The organism is Variovorax stachyos, from assembly GCF_051400855.1.
Taxonomy (GTDB): Bacteria; Pseudomonadota; Gammaproteobacteria; order Burkholderiales; family Burkholderiaceae_C; genus Variovorax.
In genome coordinates this window covers 63,038-82,904 of the sequence record NZ_JBLFFN010000016.1, presented here as the reverse complement: position 1 = coordinate 82,904, position 19,867 = coordinate 63,038, and the positions used below count along the sequence as shown (strand labels likewise).

Genomic DNA, 19,867 nt, shown 5'->3' with positions numbered 1-19,867 from the left:
CCCCTCGGGGGAGGGAGCCAGGGCAAAACCATGACCGAACAAAAAATCATCGACGACGAAGGTCACTTCCACGCTGAAGACGAGGTGGTCGACCTCTCCGGCACCATCGCCGAGGGCTGGGCTGCGCTCGCCATCTTCTGGCTGCTGGGGCTCACCGTCTTCTACCAGTTCGTCACGCGCTACGTGATGAACGACTCGGCCGCCTGGACCGAGGAGGTGGCGCGCTACATGCTCATCGGCGTGGTCTTCATCGGCGCAGCCATCGGCGTCTCGAAGAACAACCAGATCCAGGTCGACTTCTTCTACCGCTACCTGCCCGGTGCGGTTGGCCGCTGGATGTCGCGCGCGGTCGACGTGGTGCGCGTCGCCTTCTTCGTGGCAGCGGTCGTGATGACCGTGCAGATGATGCTGAAGATCGGCAACCAGACCCGGATGACCATCGTCGACCTGCCGATGAACCTGGTGTATGGCCTGTGCCTGCTCGGCTTCGCGGCCATGGCCTGGCGCTCGGTGCAGGTGGCGCGCGTGCACTGGCGCCGCGGCTACAGCGTGCTCGAGCGTCCCGAATCCACGCTCGCCGACTCGTGAGCGCGCATCCGGCCCGCCCAATACCAACCAGAAAATGCTCAAGATCTTCTTCCTGCTCTTCATGGCCGGCGGCGTCCCCGTCGCCATTGCCATGGCCGGCGCCTCGCTGGTCTACATACTGACCTCGGGGAGTCTGCCGCCCTTCGTCGTCATCCACCGCATGGTCAGCGGCATCGACAGCTTTCCGCTGCTGGCCGTGCCCTTCTTCATCCTGGCCGGCAACCTGATGAACAACGCGGGCATCACCACCCGCATCTACAACTTCGCACTGGCGCTGGTGGGCTGGCTCAAGGGCGGCCTGGGGCATGTGAACGTGCTGGGCTCGGTGATCTTCGCGGGCATGAGCGGCACCGCCATCGCCGATGCCGCGGGCCTCGGCACCATCGAGATCAAGGCGATGAAGGAGCACGGCTACGGGACCGAGTTCGCGGTAGGCGTGACGGCCGCCTCGGCCACGCTGGGCCCGATCATCCCGCCGAGCCTGCCCTTCGTGATCTACGGGATGATGGCCAACGTCTCGGTCGGTGCCCTCTTCCTCGCGGGCATCCTGCCCGGCGCGATGATGGCGCTGCTGATGATGTTCACCGTCGGCTACTACGCCCACCGCAACAACTGGGGCGGCGACGTCAAGTTCTCCAGCACGCGGCTCTTCAAGGCACTGTGCGAGCTGGCGGTGGTGATCGGCTGGCCGCTCCTGCTGTGGGTCGCGGTGACGAAGCTGGGCGCGCCGGCACAGATCACCGTCTTCGTCGGCCTGGCGATGCTCTTCGTGCTCGACCGGATCTTCGCCTTCGAGGCGCTGCTGCCCATCATGACCCCCGTGCTGCTGATCGGCGGTATGAGCACCGGCCTCTTCACGCCCACCGAGGGCGCGATCGCCGCCTGCGTGTGGGCCATGATCCTCGGCTTCGCCTGGTACCGCACGCTGTCGTGGAAGATGTTCGTCAAGGTCTGCCTCGACACCATCGAGACCACCTCCACCGTGCTCTTCATCGTCGCCGCCGCGTCCATCTTCGGCTGGATGCTGACGGCCACCGGCGTCACCACCGACATCGCCAACTGGGTGCTGGGCTTCACCAAGGAAGCCTGGGTCTTCCTGCTGCTGGCCAACCTGCTGATGCTCTTCGTCGGCTGCTTCCTGGAGCCGACCGCGGCGATCACGATCCTGGTGCCCATCCTGCTGCCCATCGCGACGCAGCTGGGCGTGGACCCGATCCACTTCGGCCTGGTGATGGTGCTGAACCTGATGATCGGCCTGCTGCACCCGCCCATGGGCATGGTGCTCTTCGTGCTGGCGCGGGTGGCGGGCTTGAGCTTCGAGCGCACCACCATGGCGATCCTGCCCTGGCTGGTGCCGCTGTTGCTGAGCCTGGCCGTCATCACCTACATGCCCAAGCTGGTACTGTGGTTGCCGAAAATGTTCTTCTGATTTCCCGAAGCAGGAACCCGCGATGAACCCATTTATCCGACTCCACCCGGCGGACGACGTCGTGATCGCCCGCGGCCAGCTGGTCGGCGGCACCCCCATCGAAGGCGTGGCGGCCCGCGGCCTGATCCCGCCCGGCCACAAGGTTGCCGTGCGCGCCATTGCCCAGGGCGCGCCGGTGCGCCGCTACAACCAGATCATCGGCTTCGCCAGCCGCCCCATTGCGCCGGGCGAGCACGTGCACACGCACAACCTCGATATGGGGCCCGACAAGGGCCACTTCGAGCGTGACTACGCCTTCGGTGCCGATGTGAAGCCGCCGCCCGGGCGGCTCGAAACGCACTTCCTGGGCATCCGGCGCGCGGACGGCCGCGTGGCCACGCGCAACTACATCGGCGTCTTGACCAGCGTCAACTGCTCGGCCACCGCGGCACGTGCCATCGCCGACCACTTCTCGCGCCGGACCAATCCGTCGGCGCTCGCGCCGTACCCCAACGTCGACGGCGTGGTCGCGCTCACGCACGGCACCGGCTGCGGCATGGACACCGGCGGCATGGGCATGCAGCTGCTCGAACGCACGCTCACCGGCTATGCCACCCACCCGAACTTCGCGGCCGTGCTGGTGGTGGGCCTGGGCTGCGAGGCGAACCAGATCAATGCCTGGCTGGCCACCGGCAACCTGCGCGAGGGCGAGAACCTGCGCGTCTTCAACATCCAGGACACGGGCGGCACGCGCAAGACGGTGCAGAAAGGCGTGGCGCTGATCAACGAGATGCTGCCGCGCGCCGACGCGGCGGAGCGCGAGCCCTGCAGCGCCGAGCACATCACCATCGGCCTGCAGTGCGGCGGCTCCGACGGCTATTCCGGCATCAGCGCCAACCCGGCGCTGGGCGCGGCGGTCGACCTGCTGGTGGCGCACGGCGGCACCGCCATCCTGTCCGAGACGCCCGAGATCTACGGCGCCGAGCACCTGCTCACGCGCCGCGCGGTCCGGCGCGAAGTGGGCGAGAAGCTGGTCGAGCGCATCCGCTGGTGGGAGCACTACACCGCCATCAACGAGGGCGAGATGAACAACAACCCCTCCCCGGGCAACAAGGCCGGCGGGCTCACCACCATTCTCGAGAAGAGCCTGGGCGCCGTGGCCAAGGGCGGGACCAGCAACCTCGAGGCGGTGTACGAATACGCCGAGCCGGTGCGCGCGCACGGCTTCGTCTACATGGACACGCCGGGCTACGACCCGGTGAGCGCCACCGGGCAGGTGGCGGGCGGCGCCAACGTGATCTGCTTCACGACCGGCCGCGGCTCGGCCTACGGCTGCGCGCCCTCTCCTTCGCTCAAGCTCGCCACCAACTCGGCGCTGTGGCAGCGGCAGCAGGAGGACATGGACATCAACTGCGGCGAGATCGTCGAGGGCAGCGTCTCCATCCAGGAGATGGGCCAGCGCATCTTCGAGCTGGTGCTGGCAACCGCGTCGGGCGTGCCGACCAAGAGCGAGAAGCACGGCTACGGGCAGAACGAGTTCGTGCCGTGGCAGGTCGGAGCGGTGATGTGATGGCCCGGACACTTTCCGCCTCCACCCTCCGCACCCAGGTCGCCGCCATCATCGCCGGCACCGGCAGCACCCCTGCCGAAGCCGAGCAGGTCGCCGCCAACCTCGTCCTCGCCAATCTCAGCGGCCACGACTCGCACGGCGTCGGCATGGTGCCGCGCTACGTCGACGCGGCGGCCGAGGGCGGCCTCAAGCCCAACTCGAGCGTCAAGATCAACCTCGACAGCGGGCCCATGCTCGCCCTCGACGGCCAGCGCGGTTATGGCCAGATCGTGGGCGTGCAGGCCATGCAGATGGCAATCGAACGGGCGAAGCAGCACGGCACCTGCGTCCTCGCCCTGGCCAATGCCCACCACCTGGGCCGCATCGGCCACTTCGCCGAGATGGCGACCGAACAGGGCCTGGTCTCGATGCACTTCGTCAACGTGCTCACGCGTCCCGTCGTCGCGCCGTGGGGTGGCGGAGACGGGCGCTTCGGCACCAATCCCTGCTGCATCGGCATTCCGCTGAAAGGCAGCGAGCCCCGCCCCGCCGCCGGGCCGCCCCAGGGCGGGGCAGCCCCCTCGGGGGGTGGCGACCCACACGCAGTGGCGGAGCCTGGGGGCCAACACTTCATCCTCGACTACGCCACCAGCCGCGTGGCCCAGGGCAAGATGCGCGTCGCCCACAACAAGGGCGAGCGGGTGCCGCCGGGCTACCTGATCGACGAGTACGGCGCCCCCACCGACGACCCGGGCGTCGTGGTGGTGCCGCAGAGCAACGGCCTGTTCGGCGCACTGATGACCTTCGGCGAGCACAAGGGCTACGGGATGGCCGTGGCCTGCGAGCTGCTGGGCGGCGCGCTCACGGGCGGCGGCACCTGGCATCGCCAGCCCAACACGGCGCGCACCGTGCTCAACGGCATGCTCGCCATCGTCATCGACCCGGGCAAGCTGGGCACGCAGGCCAGCTTCGAGCAGGAGGCGCGCGCCTTCATCGACTGGCTGCGCCAGAGCCCGCCGGGCCAGGGCTTCGAGGGCGTGCAGATTGCCGGCGAGCCCGAGCGCCGAGCGCGCGCGGCGCGCGAGCGCGAGGGCATCTGGATCGACGACGCAACCTGGGGCGAGATCGTGGCGGCCGGCGCGAAGGTGGGCGTGACCATCGGCTGACCAGCCACCGGCCGCGCGCCTGCCTACAGCAGCGCCATGAACTCGCCCAGGTTCAGGGGCTTCAGCAGGTGGTGGTCGAAGCCGGCGGCCGCGATTCGATCCCGGTAGCCCTGCTGTCCCCAGCCCGTCAGCGCAATCAGCTTCAGCTCCGCGCCACGGGGCCCGGCGCGCAGGTGACGCGCCAGCTCGCAGCCGTCCATGCCCGGCATGCCGATGTCGAGCACGGCGATGTCGATCTCGTGCTCCCGAGCCAGTTGCAGCGCCTCTTCGCCGCCGTATGCGGCCAGCGCGGTCGCGCCCATGGTCGCCAGCAGCTCGGCCAGGCTGTCGGCCGCGTCCCGGTTGTCGTCGACGACCAGGATCGTGCCTTCGATGGAAGGCGCCCAGCCGTCCTGCGACACCCGCGAGCGCCGCCGGGACACGGATGCGCTCTTCGCCAGCGGCAGGCGTACCGTGAAGGTCGCGCCGCGTCCCAGCCCCTCGCTGGTGGCCTCGATGCTGCCGCCGTGCAGCTCGACCAAGCTCTTCACCAGCGTGAGGCCGATGCCGAGCCCGCCTTGCGCGTCGCGCGCCGTGCCGCTCACCTGCACGAACATCTCGAAAATCGACTTCAGCATGTCCGGCGCCAGGCCTGTCCCCGTGTCACTCACCGCCACGACGGCCTGCCGGCCTTCCTGGCGCGCGGTCACCGTCACCCGGCCGCCCGTCGGCGTGTACTTGGCGGCGTTGTTCAGCAGGTTCGAGAAGACCTGCGTGAGCCGCACCGCATCGCCCCGCACCACCAGCGGATCGGCCCCGAGTTCGAGGGTGAGCGAATGTCCGGCGCGATCGAAGAGCGGCCGGCTCAGCTCGATCGCGTCCTCGATCACTGCGTCGAGCAGCACGGGCCCCAGGTGCAGCTCGATCTTGCCGCGCGTGATGCGCGACACCTCCATCAGGTCGTTCACCAGGCGCACCATGTGCTCGACCTGGCGGCTCATGAGCTCGTAGTACTTCACCGCCTCCTCGGGCGGCGGCTTCTTGCGCGACAGGAGCGACAGCGCCGTGCCCAGCGGCGCCAGCGGGTTGCGCAGCTCGTGCGCCAGCGTGGCGAGGAACTCGGTCTTGCGCTGGTCGGCATCGCGCAGCCCCTCGAGCAGGCTGCGCAGCTCGTACTGCCGGCGGCGCGCGCGCAGCGCGGTGCGCACGGCGCTCACCAGCGCGGCCACGCGCATCGGCCGCTCGATCACGGTGACGTTGGCGAACTCGTCCATCGCGTTGGCGATGGCGCGGGAATCCGCCCCCTGGCGCGCCAGCACCAGCACCGGCACGTCGGACCAGGGCGGCTGCGCGCCCAGCGCCCCCGTGAGCTCGACCAGCGCCGGCCCGGCGAGCACCTCCTCGGCCAGCATGATGGCGCCGGCACCGCGCGCCAGCTCCCGCACCAGCGAGCCCATGTCGTCGCAGACGTGCGAGACGAGGTGCGCGCGATCCAGCACCGCGCTTGCCATTGCGGCGTCCCTCGAGGTCGCTGTACGCAGCAGGATGCGCTCGTCGAGTTCGGAAGGTGCAACGCTCACGATGGCGTCCGGACTCCGTCGAGTGGGATGGGAATGCCCGAGAGAATGCCCCGGAAGTTGCGCAGCGGCGGCCCGACATGGATGCCTCGCGCATCCAGCGCGAAGGAGCGGATGCTGCGCTCGTGCGCGCCGCCGCGCTTCTTGAGCACCGAGATCGCCTGCCTCACCTCGCCCTCGTCCTCGAAATAGCGCAGCAGCACCACCGAGTCGGCCAGGTAGCTCGCGTCCACCGGCGTCTGCATCTGCATGCCGATCAAGCCATGCTGCGCGCCGATCAGCATGGTGGCCACGCCGTGCTGCCCGAGGTAGGTCAGCAACTCATGGAGCTGGACGATCAGGAAACGCTCGTCGGGCATGGCGTTGAGGTAGCCGTTCAAGCTGTCGATCACCACCACCGTCGCGTTGTGCTGCTCGACCGCATCGCGGATCTCATGGACGAACTCGCCGGGCGACAGCTCGGCGGGGTCGACCTGCCGCACGCGGATGTGCCCTGACTCGACGAAGGGTCCTATGTCCATGCCCAGGCCCTCGCAGCGCGTGCGCAGGGTGTTGACGCTCTCGTCGAAGATGAAGAGCGCCGCGCATTCGCCGCGCTTGGCCGCCGTCACGGCGAGCTGGACCGCCACGCTCGACTTGCCGGTGCCCGGCGCACCCACGAAGAGCGTGCTGGTGCCCTTCTCGATGCCGCCGCCGAGCAGGTCATCGAGCGCTGGCAGCCCGCTGCTCATGCGCGTCTGCTGCACCGGCAGCGCGTGCTCCGAGGCCACCAGCCGCGGAAACACCTGCAGCCCGCCGCGCACGATCTTGTAGTCGTGGTAGCCGCCGCGGAACTCCTTGCCCCGGTATTTGGTGACCACCAGCCGCCGGCGCGACGCGCCGTAGTCGGGGTTGAGCTGCTCCAGCCGGATCACCGCATGCGCGATGCTCTGCACCTGCAGGTCCTGGTCGGTGGCCGTCAGGTCGTCGAGCAGCAGGACCGCGCATTGCCGGCCGGTGAAGAACTGCTTGAGCGCCAAGATCTGCCGGCGGTAGCGCAGCGACCCGCCCGCCAGCAGGCGCAGCTCGGACAGCGAGTCGAACACCACCCGGCTGGGCTTGATCTTGTCGACGTCGGCCAGGATCCTGAGCGTGGTCTCGCCGAGTTCCACCTCCGAGGGGTGGAACATCGTGTACTGGTCGTCCGGCGCCAGCGCATCCTGCGCGGGCAGCATCTCCCGAACCTCGATCCCCGCCAGGTCCCAGCCGTGCGAGCTCGCCACGCCCTGCAGCTCCTGCGTCGTTTCGGAAAGAGTGACGTACAGCACCGACTCGCCGTTGGCTACGCCCTCGCGCAGGAACTGGATCGCCACGGTCGTCTTGCCGGCGCCCGGCGCGCCCTCCAGCAGGTACAGCCGGTGGGCGGTGAGGCCGCCGCCGAGCACGTCGTCGAGCCCGGGCACGCCCATTTTCAGCAGCCCAGGCTTGTGCTCGTGGTGGTTGCCCCCCGAAGGCAGTGGGGTACTCGCGCTCATTTCCAGCTCCGAAAAATGTTGTAAGAATCGGTCGAAGAGCCGGTGAATGTAATGCTTGGCGTCCTGACGCGTTGTAGGGGCTCATCCCCATCCTTCTGTCCGCCTGCGCCGTGCCCAGGCTGGCTTTATCGTCTTTCCGGAGGATGACGGCCGCGCCGCCGGTTGCGTGCGGCAGCGCTTTGGACTGACACTCGCCCGCATCGGATTGCGTCACGATGCGCAGATGCCTTCAGAAAACCGCCATGCCGAGCAACACCCTTCCCGGAAAGGGTCCGCGGGGGTCCGCGTAACCCGACCGATGCTTCTTCGCCGAGCTCTTGCAGCGCAGTTGGGGCCGGGGCGAGTCGATGCCCTGCGCACGCTGGTCGTGCCGCTCGTGGCCGGTTTGGGCGTCGTGCTGCTGCTCCTGCTGTTTTCGCTCCTCGCCAGCGAGGTCCTCGAGGGCGACACCCACAGCCTCGACATGCAGCTGCTCGAAGCCGCCGAGCGCATCAGGACGGCGCACCCGCGTTTCGGCGTGGTCATGCGCGACCTGAGCGGCCTGGGCAGCGCCGTGGTGCTGAGCTTTCTGGTGGTCGCCACGGTGGTCTACCTGGCGCTGTTGTCGGCGCGCACCTCCGCCATCCTGGTGGCCGTTTCCACCGCGGCCGGCGCCGTGCTGATCCACCTGCTGCTCAAGCCCGCCTTCGGGCGCCTGCGGCCCGACCTCGCCTTCGCCGACTATGCGGCCTGGGGCATGAGCTTTCCGAGCGGGCACGCGAGCATGTCCGCGATCGTGTTTCTCACGCTCGGCGCGCTGTTGGCGAATACGCGCAGCCGCTGGGTGGAGCGGGTGTTCATCCTGGCGATGGCGGCCGTGGCAACCTTTCTGGTGGGCGTGAGCCGCGTGGCGCTGGGGGTGCATTGGGCGACGGATGTGCTGGCGGGGTGGGCCCTGGGAGCCGCATGGGCCATCGGGTGCCTGCTGGTGGCGCACCGGGTGCTTCGTGCGAAGAAGGCGGAGAGGACGGACACGGGCGACGCGACAGAGGACGACAGGGGCGGTAGGGAGCGATAGACGCGGCAGTTGCCAGCCCTGGCAGGCGTACTGCGTCGACAATGCGCCGAGGAGGAAAAGCAATGCAAAAAGTCGCAGTCATCGGCTCAGGGCCGGGTGGGTTGGTCGCCGCGCGCTACCTTCAATCGGAAGGCTTCGCGCCCGTGCTGTTCGAGCAGGCGGCGACGCCGGGTGGCCAGTGGAGCGGCGACGTGAGTTGCAGTGGCGTATGGCCATCCATGCGCACGAACACCAGCCGCGTGCTCACGCAATTCAGCGACCTGCCGCACGCGCCGGGCCTCGCCACCTACCCGTCCAACCGCGAGATCGGCGACTACCTTCAGCGCTATGCGGCCAGGTTCGACCTGCCGGCTCGGACCCGTCTGGGTACGCCCGTCCGCGAGATCCGGGCCGCGCCCGGCGGATGGGCGGTGCGGCACGGCGCTCGGACTGAAGTCTTCGAAAAAGTCGTGGTCGCCAGCGGCCGGTTCCAGCGTGCGTGCGTCCCGCAGGTGCCGGGCCTGGAGTCGTTCTCGGGCGACGCCGGCGTAGCGCACACCAGCGCCTACAAGGACCCGGAGCAGTACCGGGGGAAGCGCGTTCTCGTGGCCGGTTGCGCCATCAGCGCCCTCGAGATTGCCAGCGACCTCTGCATGCTCGGCGCGAGCCGCGTCGTCGTGTGCCACCGCCGGCAGCGTTACGTGCTTCCGAAGCTGATGGCCGGAGTCCCGTCCGACCATCGCGTGTTCACGCGCTACCAGGCGCTGGCAGAGGAGTCGCTGCCATCCGGCGAGTTCGGCGCGATGCTGAAGGAACTGGTGCTGGACGCCGTGGGCAGCCCGGAACAATACGGCGCCCCGAGGCCCGCCGACAGCATCTTCGACGCTGGCCTGACGCTCAGCCAGCACTACCTCCCCCTGGTCGCGGAGGGCCGTATCGAGGTGCGCCCGTGGTTCGATCGTGTCGACGGCACGCAGGTCAGCTTCGGCGACGGGCGCACGGAGCCGTTCGACGGCATTCTCTTCGGCACGGGCTTCGAGCTGGGCATGCCCTTCCTGAGCGAACCGATCCGCCGCACGCTCAACCTGGCTGCGCAGCGCATCGACCTCTACAGGCACACCTTCCATCCGGAGCTGCCGGGCCTTGCGTTCGTGGGGATGTGGGATCAGTCCGGACCGATGTTCCCGCCCCTCGAATTGCAGGCGCGGTGGCTGGCTTACACATGGAGCGGCGCCGTCGCGTCTCCGACACCCGAAGAGATGCATCTGGGCCTTGCCGAATGTCGCGCCCATGGCGACAAGCCGCGAAAGACGAAGATGAACCTGATGGCCTTGCTGTTCGCGCGCGCCGCCGGCGTGGAGCCCGAGCTGAAACGCTGGCCTCAACTGCAGCGTGCCCTGCTCTTCGGCCCGCTCGCGCCGATTTCGTTTCGACTGCAAGGCCGGGATGCGCTGCCGGAAGCGGCGAGCCGGTTCGCCAGCGAGGCCATGGCGTTCGGGTGCGTGCAGTCCCCTGAGTTCGGCGCTGCCGAGTTGCAGAAGCTGGAACGACTGGGGTCAGGACCCATGAACTGAACCGATCAGCCGGCCGGGGGCTCGCCGGCGTTGACCGCCAGTTGCGCGGCGAAAGCCCGCTTGTAGGCGGGCCGCGCTTCCCCGCGGGCGACATACGCCGCCAGGTTCGGAAATTCGTCCAGGATGCCCGATGACCTCAGCCTGAGCAGCACCGACACCATCATCAGGTCGCCCGCGCCGAACGCGCCCTCGAGCCAGTCGGCATCGCCCAGGCGTGCAGAAAGCTGGGCCATCCGATCGCGGACGCGGTCTTCGACCAGAGGCAGGCGCTCCTTGCTCCAGGGCTTGTCGCGCTCCAGAAGCCTGGCGACTGCGAGTTCAAGAATCGGCGGCTCCACGGTGTTGAGCGCGGCGAACATCCACATGATCGCGCGCGCCCGGGCATTGGGATCGTCCGGCAGCAGGCCCGCATAGCGCTCTGCGATATGGAAGACGATCGCGCCTGTCTCGAACAGGGCGAGATCGCCTTCCTCGTAGGTGGGGATCTGGCCGAAGGGATGAAGCTTGAGATGGGCGGGTTCCTTCATCGCACGGAACGAAACAAGGCGCACCTCGTAGGGTTGGCCCGCTTCTTCGAGCGCCCAGCGAACGCGGGTGTCGCGTGCCAGTCCCTTGCCGCCGTCGGGCGATCGTTCGTAGGCGGTAATGGTGATGGTCATGGTCATGGTCATGGTCAGGCTCCTCGTGGCGAAAATCATCGGCGGCGGGCCTGGGAGGCGTCAAGGCGAATCGGCCGAGCCTTTCGGTCCTCGCCAACCATCGGGCGGGTCGGCGAGGCCTGTGGCCCGGCGGCAGTGGCCCGCGAGAGTCATGCAGGCCGCGGCAAGGTCGCCGAGTTCGGCCATCAGGAAGCCAAGACTTTCGAGCGTGTCGGCCCCGATGCTTCCGTCCTCGATGGGGACGGCGGAATGGGCCAGGAGGTGGCCGATGGCGCCCAGGCCCTGGTGGATGGTGGACACCGTGACCTCTGCATCCTCGGCGAGCGCCGTGAGTGAAGCGCCATCGCAAGCGCGCAGATCAGCTTCGCCGAAGTTGGCAACCGGAAGACGTTGGAGCTGAGCAAGCAGTTCACGCATCGGCCGCAAGGGTGGCGTGCGATCAGTCATTGCTTGCGCCTGTTCCATACGAGGGCACGCCGCCCTGTGCGAAAGCGGCTTGACGCGGATATTGGCATCTGCGCAGTTTGCGTGGACGCACTTTGGTATGCCAGAGACCATAGTACGTGTTTGAGTTTGCAGCTGACAAGGCCCTCAGACGCAGGGAAGCCATGTCAAGACGGCTGAGACCGAGCCCCGACTCCGACACCCCCGCCACCCGCCATGACGACGCGTCCGCTATGTACACTCGCGGCGGCTGCTCCGTCTACCCCAAGGATTCCATGAATGCGCCGACTTGCAAAACCTCAAGACATTGAGGCGGTGTTCTCGATCTACACGCACGAGAAGGTGGTGCCCTTCCTGACTTACGAGCCCATGTTGCTCGGCGAATTCGAAAGCATCTACGAAGAGCTCCTGAACAGCGGTTGTTTCTACGTGTGGGAAGTCGACGGCGCACTTGCAGGCTTCTACAAGGCAACCCGCTATCCGGGTCGGGTGCAACATGTCGCATTGCTCGGGACTCTCGCGGTAGACCCACGACGCCATGGGCAAGGAGTGGGACATGCCATGCTCGCCGATGCGATCGAGCGGCTCAAGGCCGATGGCGTCAGGCGCATCGAGCTGTACGCCGAGAGCGACAACGCGCAAGCGCTGCGCTTCTATGGGAAGCTGGGTTTTGTGCACGAAGGCACGCTGCGCCAGTTCTACAAGCGGGCGGACCAGCCACACTACGTGGACGAGTACGTCTTGGGGCTGCTGGTCGCATGAGTGCTGGCCAAGCCGGTATATTGAAAGCCTTGCTTGCCTCTGCAGGCGCGTTACGGAGGTTCCCGAGAAGGATCGTGTGGACCCAATCGATCCAGCGGCACGACTCGATCTCGACCAAGCAGCCCTGGCGCAATTCCCGAAGGGATACCGGCATCTGGCCTACATCCAGACGCTGATCGGCTACACCGTGAAGCTCTACATGCCGCAGCTCACCGGGCCCGAGGTAGACCAGCTCTATGCGCGTGGCGAGGCCTGGTTGTCCGGCAGCCCGGTGGACAGGTAGCGCTCTCGTTCCTCAGAGCCCTTCCCGACGCTGGAGACTGTCGATTGGCGTCGCAACATTCATGCAGAACTGCGACGGCTTGTGGCTGGAAACCTGTTTAGACGGAGTGCAGTATTGACCCCCTCTGACCTTGACGAACGCTGCGAACTTGAAGCGGCCTGCCATTGCGGTGCCGTACGCTTTCGTCTAGTTCTGGCCGATGGGCTGCGCAGCGTACGCCGGTGCAACTGCTCGTACTGCAGCATGCGAGGCGCAGTGGCCGTCTCAGCCAACATGGACGATATACGTGTCGTACAGGGGGCGGACAAGCTAACGCTCTACCAGTTCAATACCGGACAAGCGAAACATTACTTTTGCTCGGTGTGCGGCATCTATACCTTTCATTCCCGGCGCTCCGTCCCGAGTCAATATGGCGTGAACGTGGCGTGCATTGCCGGGATGAGCCCTTTTGACTTTGATGAAGTGCCTGTGTTGGAGGGCCGAAGTCACCCCAAAGACCGGAGCGACGGAGGGCCGATGGTGGCTGGCTGGCTTAGTTATCGGGCCAACACCGGCCATGAGCGTTGAGGAGAAGCCGGCCCGAAAAGGGCCTTGCTTGGCGGATACGGTGTCGATCGGTCAGTCGCAACATCGTCCGGGCGGCGAACACGCCTGACCGGCCCGACCCTGGTCTTCCGGGGCTGCGGCAAAAGGAGAATGCACAGATGCCCCAGTCAATAGGCCAGGTCGCGGTTGTGGTGCGCGACTACGACGAAGCGCTCGGCTTCTACGTCGACACCCTTGGATTCACCCTTGTCGAGGACACGTATGTGCCCGAGCAGGACAAGAGGTGGGTCGTCGTTTCCCCGCCCGGCGCGAAAGAATCACGCTTGTTGCTTGCACGAGCCGCAAACGGCGAGCAGGCGACACGAATCGGCAATCAGACCGGAGGGCGGGTCTTCCTGTTTCTCTTTACGGACGATTTCTGGCGAGACTTTCGTTCGTACAAGGCCAAGGGCGTCACATTCATTCGCGAGCCGAAGGAAGAGGCCTATGGCACGGTTGCCGTGTTCCAGGATCTCTATGGCAACCTGTGGGATCTCCTGCAACTGCGGAACCCCTGTCTGGCTGCGGGGCTGGGAGGCGTGAAGGCAAATTCACGAGATTGAAACGCGGAGGGTGAAGGAGGCGGCAAGGGGTGCGCCGTCACGCAACCCGCGCAGCGGCCACGACGCCGCGTGGCAATGCCAATTCGAAGCTCGTGCCTGCCGCCGAGCTCACGCATCGGACCTGGCCGCCATGCGCAGCGGCAATCTGTTGCACGATGAAGAGCCCAAGCCCAAGGCTCGTTCGGCTTTCAGAGGTGCCCACCGCAGCACCCCGCTGAAGTGCCTGGAACAACTTGGGAATTTCCGAGTAAGGGATCTCTTCGCCCGTATTCGTCACTGTCAGGAAAACCGCGTCGACGGCACCGGTCAACGTCACCGAGATGGGCCCGTCATCCCCGTACGTCACCGCGTTGTTCACCAGATTTCCAAGTGCCTCGCGCACTGCCGAAGCGTCGAACAGCCCTTCTGTATCCGCCTCTGCCGAAAAATTGATGCGAGCGTGCGGGAGCGCTGCGCTCAATAGCTCGATCTCTGCGGCACATTGTTTGCCAAGGTTGGTGTGTTCCCGATGAATGTTCATGCCTCCGCCCAGCGCCGAGCGGTTGTACTGCAGCAAGGTGTCCAGCAGCGACGACATTCGCCGGCCACTGCGTATCAGCACACCCACTTCGGACAGTGGTGAGTCCTTGGTTTTCCTCGAGATGAGCTCTGCGGTGAGCATGATCGCGTTCAACGGCCCCCGCAGGTCGTGCCCCAGTACACCCAGGAATACGTTCCTGAGTTGGTCGGTTTCCGCAGAAAAGAACTCGACCGACTCCGCCACGGCCTGGTCGATGGCCTCGTTGAATCTGATGACGTCGCCTACTGAAACCGCAACAGGCTCCTTCTCTGCCCATAGCCTGAGCACCCCCGCTCTCAAGGCACGGTACTCGGCGACAAGCTGAGCCATCTGAAGCCCGCTTCTCGCTCTCAGACGGCCATGCGTTTGAGCGGCCGAATCCGGCGCCCCTGCCGGGGTTGCTCCCTGGCCGAGTGACTTGGCATGTGCTTCGCCTGGAGACTGCCTGTTCTCCAGGTCGAGGACGATCGCCTGGAGGATCATCGGGATGTGATCCCTGAGCGTCAGCTCCGATTCATGTGCAAGGGGCGTCAAGGTGCGCGCGTACCGCGCCGCCTCAGCGACGATGGTGTCGCTATGAATCTTTATGAACTCAGCCAGACGCATGGGTGCCTTCGAGAGCAGTGACATAGAGGCGGGCAAATGGCTCGATTGTGGCCGAGCCGGCTTCGGTGCTGTGTCACACTGCCCTTCTTTGTACGGAAAGCATCATGTCCCTACTTGCGGTCCAGGACGCCATCGCCACGCTCACGAGAAATGGCCGTGATGTTCAAGTCGAAGCAGTTGCAATCACGCTGTACAACGGCATCGTTCTGAAGGGAATGTTCAAGCATTCTCCCGAGCAGCGCACGGCATGCGTCACCGGCTCGTCCACAGCCTTGGCCGATGCCAGCACGCATGTCAGCACGTTCTTCGATCTGGAAGACGTGGTGAGCTTCACCTATGCAGAGACGAACCAGCGCATTGAATACTAGAAGCGATGGTTCGGCCTGGTCGTCGGTCGCGATCTGAAAAGAGAAGGCCTCGCTGTGCTTGAACTGCGGGCCGCCGTTCAGCCCGATGCAGGGAATGCCGGCGACGGTGAACTCGACCACCAGCACATCGCCCTGCTTGCCGTCGGGATAGTTGCCCGGTGCGTGCATGACGGCGCCGACGGCGCTGTCGGGGAAGGTTTCGGCGTAGAAGTTTGCGGCTTCGAGGGCAGTGCCGTCGTACCACAGACAGACGGTGTTCTTGCTGGTCATTGCGTGTCTCCTGGAGAGTTGAGCATCCGGCGTCCGCCAACGGCGCGCCGGCGCCGCACATTTTGCCGACGGGCGGTCTACGCCGCCAGCGGTAGCGATGCGTTCAGGAGCGGATGTGATGGCGCGCCGGCTCGATAGAGACCAGGATGCGCGTCATGGGGGCACCTTCAGACGGCCGGTCGCTTGGACGCCTTGGCCGCCGGTTGCGGTTCCTCGCCGCGCGCTGCGCGACGGCTGCTCAGCCACTTTCCGATGGCCACCACGAACATGGCGCCGAGCGCGGGGACCACCGTGTGCAGCGCGTGCTGGTTGGCAGCCCAGCCGGCAATGGAAGGATCCGACATCGCCATGTCGCCGGCGACCCAGCCGAGCAGCGCGGCGCCGAGAACGATGATGACCGGGAAGCGCTCCATCAGCTTCAGGATCAGGGTGCTGCCGAAGATGATCAGGGGAATGCTGATCACGAGGCCGAAGACCAGCAGGGGGATATTGCCCTTGGCCGCAGCGGCGACGCCGACGACATTGTCCAGGCTCATGACGAGATCGGCCAAGACGATGGTCTTGATGGCCGCGGCCAGGCCGGAGTGGCCTTCGAGGTTGGTCTCCTCTTCCTCCTCGCGGAGCAAGCCGATGCCGATCCAGACCAGCAGCGCGGCGCCGACCAGCTTGAGGTACGGCAAGGTCAGCAGATAGACGGCAAAGAAGGTCAGGATGACGCGCAGCACGATGGCGCCGACGCTGCCGAACACGATGGCCTTCTTCTGCTGCGCGGACGGCAGCGAGCGGGAGGCCATCGCGATCACGACGGCGTTGTCGCCGCTCAGGACGATGTTGATCAGGATGATCTGCGACAGGGCGATCCAGAATTCGGGACTCGACAGAAACGACACGGTGTCTCCTTGGTGGATGGGGTTCGAAACCAGGGCGGTTTCGCCTCTTCCGAGCGTAGAGACCTGTGCTGTCACCCTTCTGCCGGCGCGCTGACAGCCGGTTGTCCGCGAGCTGTCAACAAGCTTACAAGGCGCTGCCGTGCCGATCGGCAGCGCGCAACGGGAAGAAGACGCTGAAGGTGTTGCCCACCCCGTCGGCGTCTTCCTCCAGCGTGATGCGCGCGCCGTGCATCGTGGCGATTTCGCTGACGATGGCAAGACCGAGACCGCTGCCATCCTCCTGCGTCCCGAGGAGGCGATGGAAGCGTTCGAAGATGCGGGCACGTTCCTGGACGGGAATTCGCGGGCCATCGTCGCTGATGGCGAGCCGGCATTGGTCGTGTCCGGCCTGGCCAGCCTGCACGGTCACGCGGCCGCCGGGCTGGCTGTAGCGGATCGCGTTGTCGATCAGGTTGTTGACCAGCTCGCGCAGGCGGTCGCGGTCGGCGTCGATCATCAGCGGATGGTCGGCACCTTCGAAGCCCAGGTCGATGTTGCGCTTGATGGCCTGCGGCACCCAGTCCATGCTCACCTCCAGGGCATGGGCATTCAGGTCCAGCGGCTGCAGTTGCATCGAGTCGAGCGCGCCGGGCTCGTTGCGGGCCAGCGAAAGCAGCTGGCGCACCAGCCTGGACAGCCGGTCGGCGCTGATATAGAGCTGCGCGAGCGAGTGGCGCACGCGCTCCGGATCGCTCTCGCGCAGCGCCAGCTCGATCTGTGCCTTGAGGCCGCTGACCGGCGTCTTCAGCTGGTGCGCCGCGTCCGCGACGAAGCGGTTCTGGAAGTCGAAGGTGCGCCCGAGGCGTGCCATCAACTCGTTGACGTCGTCCACCAGCGGGCGCACCTCTCCTGGAACGTCGTGCGTGTCGATCGGGCTCAGGTCCAGGTGCGAGCGGTCGGATACGGCGCGCCGGAGGCGCTGCAGCGGCGCGAGCCCGCGCGAGACCCCGAACCAGACCACCGCTGTCGCCATGACGATCAAGAGCAGCTGGGGCAGCACCACGTTGGCGACCATCTCCCAGGTGAAGCGCGCGCGCTTGTTGAGCGTTTCGGCCACCTGCACCAGGACCAGCGGAGGCCGGGCGTCCGCACCAATGGGCATCCAGGCCACCATCATGCGCACCGGCTCGCCGCGCACCTCGCCGCCGTAGAAGTCGGGCCTGGCGGTTTTCTCGATGCGCCGCGGCGGCAACTGCGCATCGCCGCCCAGATCGGCACCGTCCTCGGAGACGACGCGGTAGAAGAGCTGGTCTTCCTGATCGAGCAGGAGGATGTTGGCCGCGGCTTCCGAGAGTTCGAGCCGGGGACGGGTTCCATCGAGCTTCACGTGCAGGGCGATCTCGCGTCCGATCTCGTGCAGCGCGCGGTCGTAGGCGAGGTTGGAGAAGCGCAGCGAATTCCAGTAGGCGACGCCGGTGTCGAGCACCAGCAGCACGGCGAGCGGCCCGAGCAGCCAGGCCAACAGCTTGCGCTGCAGCCGAGGCTCAGCCCTCCACATCGCTGCTGTCGATCAGGTAGCCCATGCCGCGCACGGTCCGGATCTCGCAACCGAGCGGCTCCAGCTTCTTTCGCAGCCGGTAGACATTGACCTCGATCGCGTTGTCGCCGACCTCCTCCCCCCAGCCGTACAGGTGGTTGACCATGTGCTCCTTGCTGACGACACGTCCCGCGCGCATGAGCAGCAGTTCCAGCAAGGCGAGTTCGCGCGGCGACAGCTCCACCGGCCGCTTGTCGTGGAAGACGCGGCGGCCCACGGTGTCGAAGCGCAGCAGGCCGTGTTCGAGGTCGGGCGTGGACCGGGTACTGCGACGCAGCAGCGCGCGCACGCGCGCTTCGAGCTCCGGCAGGTCGAAGGGCTTGGCCAGGTAGTCGTCGGCGCCCAGGTCGAGTCCGCGGACGCGGTCTGCGAGGGTGTCGAAGGCGGTGAGCATGAGCACGGGCATGGTGGACTTGCGGCCCCGGAGCCGCTTCAGCACATCCAGCCCGTTCAGGCCCGGCAGGCCGATGTCCAGGATGGCGAGGTCGTAGGTGCCGGGGGCGAGGGCATGGTCGGCCTCCTCGCCGGTGGAGACGACGTCGACGGCATGGGCGGACTGCACCAGCGCTCGCGAGAGCGCATCCGCCAGCACCCGGTCGTCCTCGACGAGCAATATCCGCATTGAATTCCTGACTGCGTGTCTCTGCCGGCGATGCTAACCGCAAGCCCCTGCGCGCATCGGCTCCGGGCAGCGGGCGCGCCGGGGCGCTCCACGGGGGGCCCACTTCGCGCACACTCCGGGTTGCTCATCCCGGCCGCAGCCCCAGCACCCATGTCCGCCCCCCGTCCCGATCTCGCCAGAACCACCTTCAGCGTCCTCACGCTGGCCTTGCTCATCGGCTCCTCCCTCTGGATCCTGCGGCCCTTCCTGGGCGCCACGATCTGGGCCGCCATGGTTGTCGTCGCCACCTGGCCCGCCTTCCTCTGGATCCAGGCGCGCCTGTGGAAGCGCCGCAGCCTCGCGGTGCTGGTGATGGTGGTGATCCTGCTGCTGCTGTTCGTGCTGCCGCTCACGCTGGCGATCTCGACGATCGTGTCCAACGCGGAGGAAGTGGTCGCGTGGGTCCGGGTGCTGATCAGCCGGGGCGCGCCCACGCTGCCCGGCTGGGTCGAGCGCCTGCCGCTGGTCGGCACGCGGCTGAGCCAGGCCTGGAACGAGCTGGTGGCCGCCGGCGTGACGGGCCTGGAGGACAAGGTCACCCCCTACATCCGGCAGGTCACCACATGGCTGCTCGCGCAAGCCGGCGTGGTGGGGGCGCTGACGCTGCAGTTCCTCCTCACGGTGGTGATCGCCGGGATGATGTATGCGGGCGGCGAGTCGGCGGCGGACGTGGTGCGGCGCTTCGGCTTCAAGCTCGGCGGTCAGCGTGGGGAAGATGCGGTGGTGCTGGCCGGCAAGGCGATCCGCGGCGTGGCGCTCGGCGTGGGCGTCACGGCCTTCGTGCAAGCGGTGATGGGCGGCATCGGCCTGGCCATCGCGGGGGTGCCCTTCGCGGCGCTGCTCACGGCGGTGATGTTCATGCTGTGCATCGTGCAGGTCGGTCCGACGCTGGTGCTGGCGCCGGCAGTCATCTGGGTCTTCTGGAGCGGATCGACGGGCTGGGGCATCTTCCTGCTGGTGTGGACGGTGATCGTCGGCACGATGGACAACTTCCTGCGCCCCGTATTGATCCGCCGCGGCGCCGACCTGCCGCTGGTGCTGATCTTCGCGGGGGTGATCGGGGGGCTGCTGGGCTTCGGGCTGGTCGGCATCTTCGTCGGGCCGGTGATGCTCGCGGTGTCGTACACGCTGGTCAACGCCTGGCTGCACGATGCCGAGCCGCTGGCGGCGGATGCCGCGCAGCAGTAGGTAGAACGGGGCCAAGGGCCTACCGGCGCGAAGACGCAGCGGGCAAAGCGGATGAAGGGGCC

At 66.9% G+C, this 19,867-nt stretch carries 20 protein-coding genes; 11 read left to right on the top strand and 9 right to left on the bottom strand.

The window, feature by feature from the left end:
• The first annotated feature begins 30 nt into the window (after positions 1-30).
• The 4 genes from ACMGEZ_RS23365 to ACMGEZ_RS23350 are packed head-to-tail and all read left to right on the top strand — an operon-like array spanning position 31 to position 4,711.
• Positions 31-588, top strand: coding sequence for a TRAP transporter small permease (locus ACMGEZ_RS23365; protein ID WP_436824670.1), 558 nt, complete (start codon positions 31-33; stop codon positions 586-588).
• Positions 589-622: 34 nt separating this feature from the next.
• Positions 623-2,017 (top strand): TRAP transporter large permease, encoded by a 1,395-nt coding sequence (locus ACMGEZ_RS23360; RefSeq protein WP_436824669.1) that lies wholly within the window; start codon positions 623-625, stop codon positions 2,015-2,017.
• A 22-nt stretch (positions 2,018-2,039) separates the two neighbouring features.
• Positions 2,040-3,566 (top strand): UxaA family hydrolase, encoded by a 1,527-nt coding sequence (locus ACMGEZ_RS23355; protein ID WP_436824668.1) that lies wholly within the window; start codon positions 2,040-2,042, stop codon positions 3,564-3,566.
• On the top strand, positions 3,566-4,711 hold the full coding sequence (locus ACMGEZ_RS23350; protein WP_436824667.1) for an Ldh family oxidoreductase: 1,146 nt from the start codon (positions 3,566-3,568) through the stop codon (positions 4,709-4,711). The genes ACMGEZ_RS23355 and ACMGEZ_RS23350 overlap by 1 nt, the downstream gene beginning before the upstream one ends.
• A 23-nt stretch (positions 4,712-4,734) precedes the next feature.
• Here the strand turns inward: ACMGEZ_RS23350 and ACMGEZ_RS23345 are convergent, their stop codons facing one another.
• Both ACMGEZ_RS23345 and ACMGEZ_RS23340 read right to left on the bottom strand, forming a co-directional pair.
• The gene (locus ACMGEZ_RS23345; RefSeq protein WP_436824666.1) at positions 4,735-6,270 is read right to left on the bottom strand and encodes a hybrid sensor histidine kinase/response regulator; all 1,536 of its coding nucleotides are present in this window, start codon (positions 6,268-6,270) and stop codon (positions 4,735-4,737) included.
• Positions 6,267-7,781 carry a DUF7125 family protein gene (locus ACMGEZ_RS23340; RefSeq protein WP_436824665.1) on the bottom strand — a complete coding sequence of 505 codons (1,515 nt, stop codon included), beginning with the start codon at positions 7,779-7,781 and terminating at the stop codon, positions 6,267-6,269. The genes ACMGEZ_RS23345 and ACMGEZ_RS23340 overlap by 4 nt, the downstream gene beginning before the upstream one ends.
• 298 nt (positions 7,782-8,079) lie before the next feature.
• On the opposite strand from ACMGEZ_RS23340, the gene ACMGEZ_RS23335 reads away from it, so the two are divergent.
• Positions 8,080-8,838: a phosphatase PAP2 family protein gene (locus ACMGEZ_RS23335; RefSeq protein WP_436824664.1), complete on the top strand. Its 759-nt coding sequence runs from the start codon at positions 8,080-8,082 to the stop codon at positions 8,836-8,838.
• Positions 8,839-8,900: 62 nt separating this feature from the next.
• Positions 8,901-10,391, top strand: coding sequence for a flavin-containing monooxygenase (locus ACMGEZ_RS23330; protein WP_436824663.1), 1,491 nt, complete (start codon positions 8,901-8,903; stop codon positions 10,389-10,391).
• Positions 10,392-10,396: 5 nt separating this feature from the next.
• On the opposite strand, the gene ACMGEZ_RS23325 is transcribed toward ACMGEZ_RS23330, so the two are convergent.
• Positions 10,397-11,050, bottom strand: a complete 654-nt coding sequence (locus ACMGEZ_RS23325) for a glutathione S-transferase family protein (protein WP_436824694.1) — start codon at positions 11,048-11,050, stop codon at positions 10,397-10,399.
• A 60-nt stretch (positions 11,051-11,110) separates the two neighbouring features.
• Positions 11,111-11,497 carry a hypothetical protein gene (locus ACMGEZ_RS23320; RefSeq protein WP_436824662.1) on the bottom strand — a complete coding sequence of 129 codons (387 nt, stop codon included), beginning with the start codon at positions 11,495-11,497 and terminating at the stop codon, positions 11,111-11,113.
• Positions 11,498-11,773: 276 nt separating this feature from the next.
• On the opposite strand from ACMGEZ_RS23320, the gene ACMGEZ_RS23315 reads away from it, so the two are divergent.
• The 4 genes from ACMGEZ_RS23315 to ACMGEZ_RS23300 all read left to right on the top strand — a co-directional run bounded on the left by ACMGEZ_RS23315 (position 11,774) and on the right by ACMGEZ_RS23300 (position 13,687).
• Complete coding sequence (locus ACMGEZ_RS23315; protein ID WP_436824661.1) at positions 11,774-12,256, top strand: GNAT family N-acetyltransferase; 483 nt, start codon at positions 11,774-11,776, stop codon at positions 12,254-12,256.
• Positions 12,257-12,332: 76 nt separating this feature from the next.
• The gene (locus tag ACMGEZ_RS23310) at positions 12,333-12,539 is read left to right on the top strand and encodes a hypothetical protein (RefSeq protein ID WP_436824660.1); all 207 of its coding nucleotides are present in this window, start codon (positions 12,333-12,335) and stop codon (positions 12,537-12,539) included.
• A gap of 81 nt (positions 12,540-12,620) precedes the next feature.
• Positions 12,621-13,106: a GFA family protein gene (locus ACMGEZ_RS23305; protein WP_436824659.1), complete on the top strand. Its 486-nt coding sequence runs from the start codon at positions 12,621-12,623 to the stop codon at positions 13,104-13,106.
• A gap of 137 nt (positions 13,107-13,243) precedes the next feature.
• A complete protein-coding gene (locus ACMGEZ_RS23300) occupies positions 13,244-13,687 on the top strand; it encodes a VOC family protein (protein WP_436824658.1) in 444 nt (147 codons plus the stop codon).
• A gap of 37 nt (positions 13,688-13,724) precedes the next feature.
• Here ACMGEZ_RS23300 and ACMGEZ_RS23295 read toward each other — a convergent pair whose 3' ends face one another.
• The 5 genes from ACMGEZ_RS23295 to ACMGEZ_RS23275 form a co-directional block, all read right to left on the bottom strand.
• On the bottom strand, positions 13,725-14,852 hold the full coding sequence (locus tag ACMGEZ_RS23295) for a sensor histidine kinase (protein ID WP_436824657.1): 1,128 nt from the start codon (positions 14,850-14,852) through the stop codon (positions 13,725-13,727).
• A gap of 110 nt (positions 14,853-14,962) precedes the next feature.
• The gene (locus tag ACMGEZ_RS23290) at positions 14,963-15,490 is read right to left on the bottom strand and encodes a VOC family protein (RefSeq protein WP_436824656.1); all 528 of its coding nucleotides are present in this window, start codon (positions 15,488-15,490) and stop codon (positions 14,963-14,965) included.
• 167 nt (positions 15,491-15,657) lie between these two features.
• Positions 15,658-16,380, bottom strand: coding sequence for a TerC family protein (locus ACMGEZ_RS23285; RefSeq protein ID WP_436824655.1), 723 nt, complete (start codon positions 16,378-16,380; stop codon positions 15,658-15,660).
• Between the two features lie 124 nt (positions 16,381-16,504).
• Entirely contained in the window at positions 16,505-17,917 is a 1,413-nt protein-coding gene (locus ACMGEZ_RS23280) for a sensor histidine kinase (RefSeq protein ID WP_436824654.1), read from the bottom strand.
• Positions 17,904-18,578 carry a response regulator transcription factor gene (locus ACMGEZ_RS23275; protein ID WP_436824653.1) on the bottom strand — a complete coding sequence of 225 codons (675 nt, stop codon included), beginning with the start codon at positions 18,576-18,578 and terminating at the stop codon, positions 17,904-17,906. Before ACMGEZ_RS23275 ends, ACMGEZ_RS23280 begins: the two co-directional genes overlap by 14 nt.
• 150 nt (positions 18,579-18,728) lie before the next feature.
• Between ACMGEZ_RS23275 and ydiK the strand changes: the two genes are divergently transcribed.
• On the top strand, positions 18,729-19,805 hold the full coding sequence (ydiK, locus tag ACMGEZ_RS23270; protein WP_436824652.1) for an AI-2E family transporter YdiK: 1,077 nt from the start codon (positions 18,729-18,731) through the stop codon (positions 19,803-19,805).
• The last annotated feature ends 62 nt before the right edge of the window (positions 19,806-19,867 follow it).

Excerpts from the sequence above, each read along its gene's own strand:
- ACMGEZ_RS23365 (WP_436824670.1), top strand. The coding sequence starts at position 31 with ATGACCGAACAAAAAATCATCGACGACGAAGGTCACTTCCACGCTGAA.
- ACMGEZ_RS23360 (WP_436824669.1), top strand. The coding sequence starts at position 623 with ATGCTCAAGATCTTCTTCCTGCTCTTCATGGCCGGCGGCGTCCCCGTC.
- ACMGEZ_RS23355 (WP_436824668.1), top strand. The coding sequence starts at position 2,040 with ATGAACCCATTTATCCGACTCCACCCGGCGGACGACGTCGTGATCGCC.
- ACMGEZ_RS23350 (WP_436824667.1), top strand. The coding sequence starts at position 3,566 with ATGGCCCGGACACTTTCCGCCTCCACCCTCCGCACCCAGGTCGCCGCC.
- ACMGEZ_RS23340 (WP_436824665.1), bottom strand. The coding sequence starts at position 7,781 with ATGAGCGCGAGTACCCCACTGCCTTCGGGGGGCAACCACCACGAGCAC.
- ACMGEZ_RS23335 (WP_436824664.1), top strand. The coding sequence starts at position 8,080 with ATGCTTCTTCGCCGAGCTCTTGCAGCGCAGTTGGGGCCGGGGCGAGTC.
- ACMGEZ_RS23330 (WP_436824663.1), top strand. The coding sequence starts at position 8,901 with ATGCAAAAAGTCGCAGTCATCGGCTCAGGGCCGGGTGGGTTGGTCGCC.
- ACMGEZ_RS23325 (WP_436824694.1), bottom strand. The coding sequence starts at position 11,050 with ATGACCATCACCATTACCGCCTACGAACGATCGCCCGACGGCGGCAAG.
- ACMGEZ_RS23320 (WP_436824662.1), bottom strand. The coding sequence starts at position 11,497 with ATGACTGATCGCACGCCACCCTTGCGGCCGATGCGTGAACTGCTTGCT.
- ACMGEZ_RS23315 (WP_436824661.1), top strand. The coding sequence starts at position 11,774 with ATGCGCCGACTTGCAAAACCTCAAGACATTGAGGCGGTGTTCTCGATC.
- ACMGEZ_RS23300 (WP_436824658.1), top strand. The coding sequence starts at position 13,244 with ATGCCCCAGTCAATAGGCCAGGTCGCGGTTGTGGTGCGCGACTACGAC.
- ACMGEZ_RS23295 (WP_436824657.1), bottom strand. The coding sequence starts at position 14,852 with ATGCGTCTGGCTGAGTTCATAAAGATTCATAGCGACACCATCGTCGCT.
- ACMGEZ_RS23290 (WP_436824656.1), bottom strand. The coding sequence starts at position 15,490 with ATGACCAGCAAGAACACCGTCTGTCTGTGGTACGACGGCACTGCCCTC.
- ACMGEZ_RS23280 (WP_436824654.1), bottom strand. The coding sequence starts at position 17,917 with ATGTGGAGGGCTGAGCCTCGGCTGCAGCGCAAGCTGTTGGCCTGGCTG.
- ACMGEZ_RS23275 (WP_436824653.1), bottom strand. The coding sequence starts at position 18,578 with ATGCGGATATTGCTCGTCGAGGACGACCGGGTGCTGGCGGATGCGCTC.
- ydiK (WP_436824652.1), top strand. The coding sequence starts at position 18,729 with ATGTCCGCCCCCCGTCCCGATCTCGCCAGAACCACCTTCAGCGTCCTC.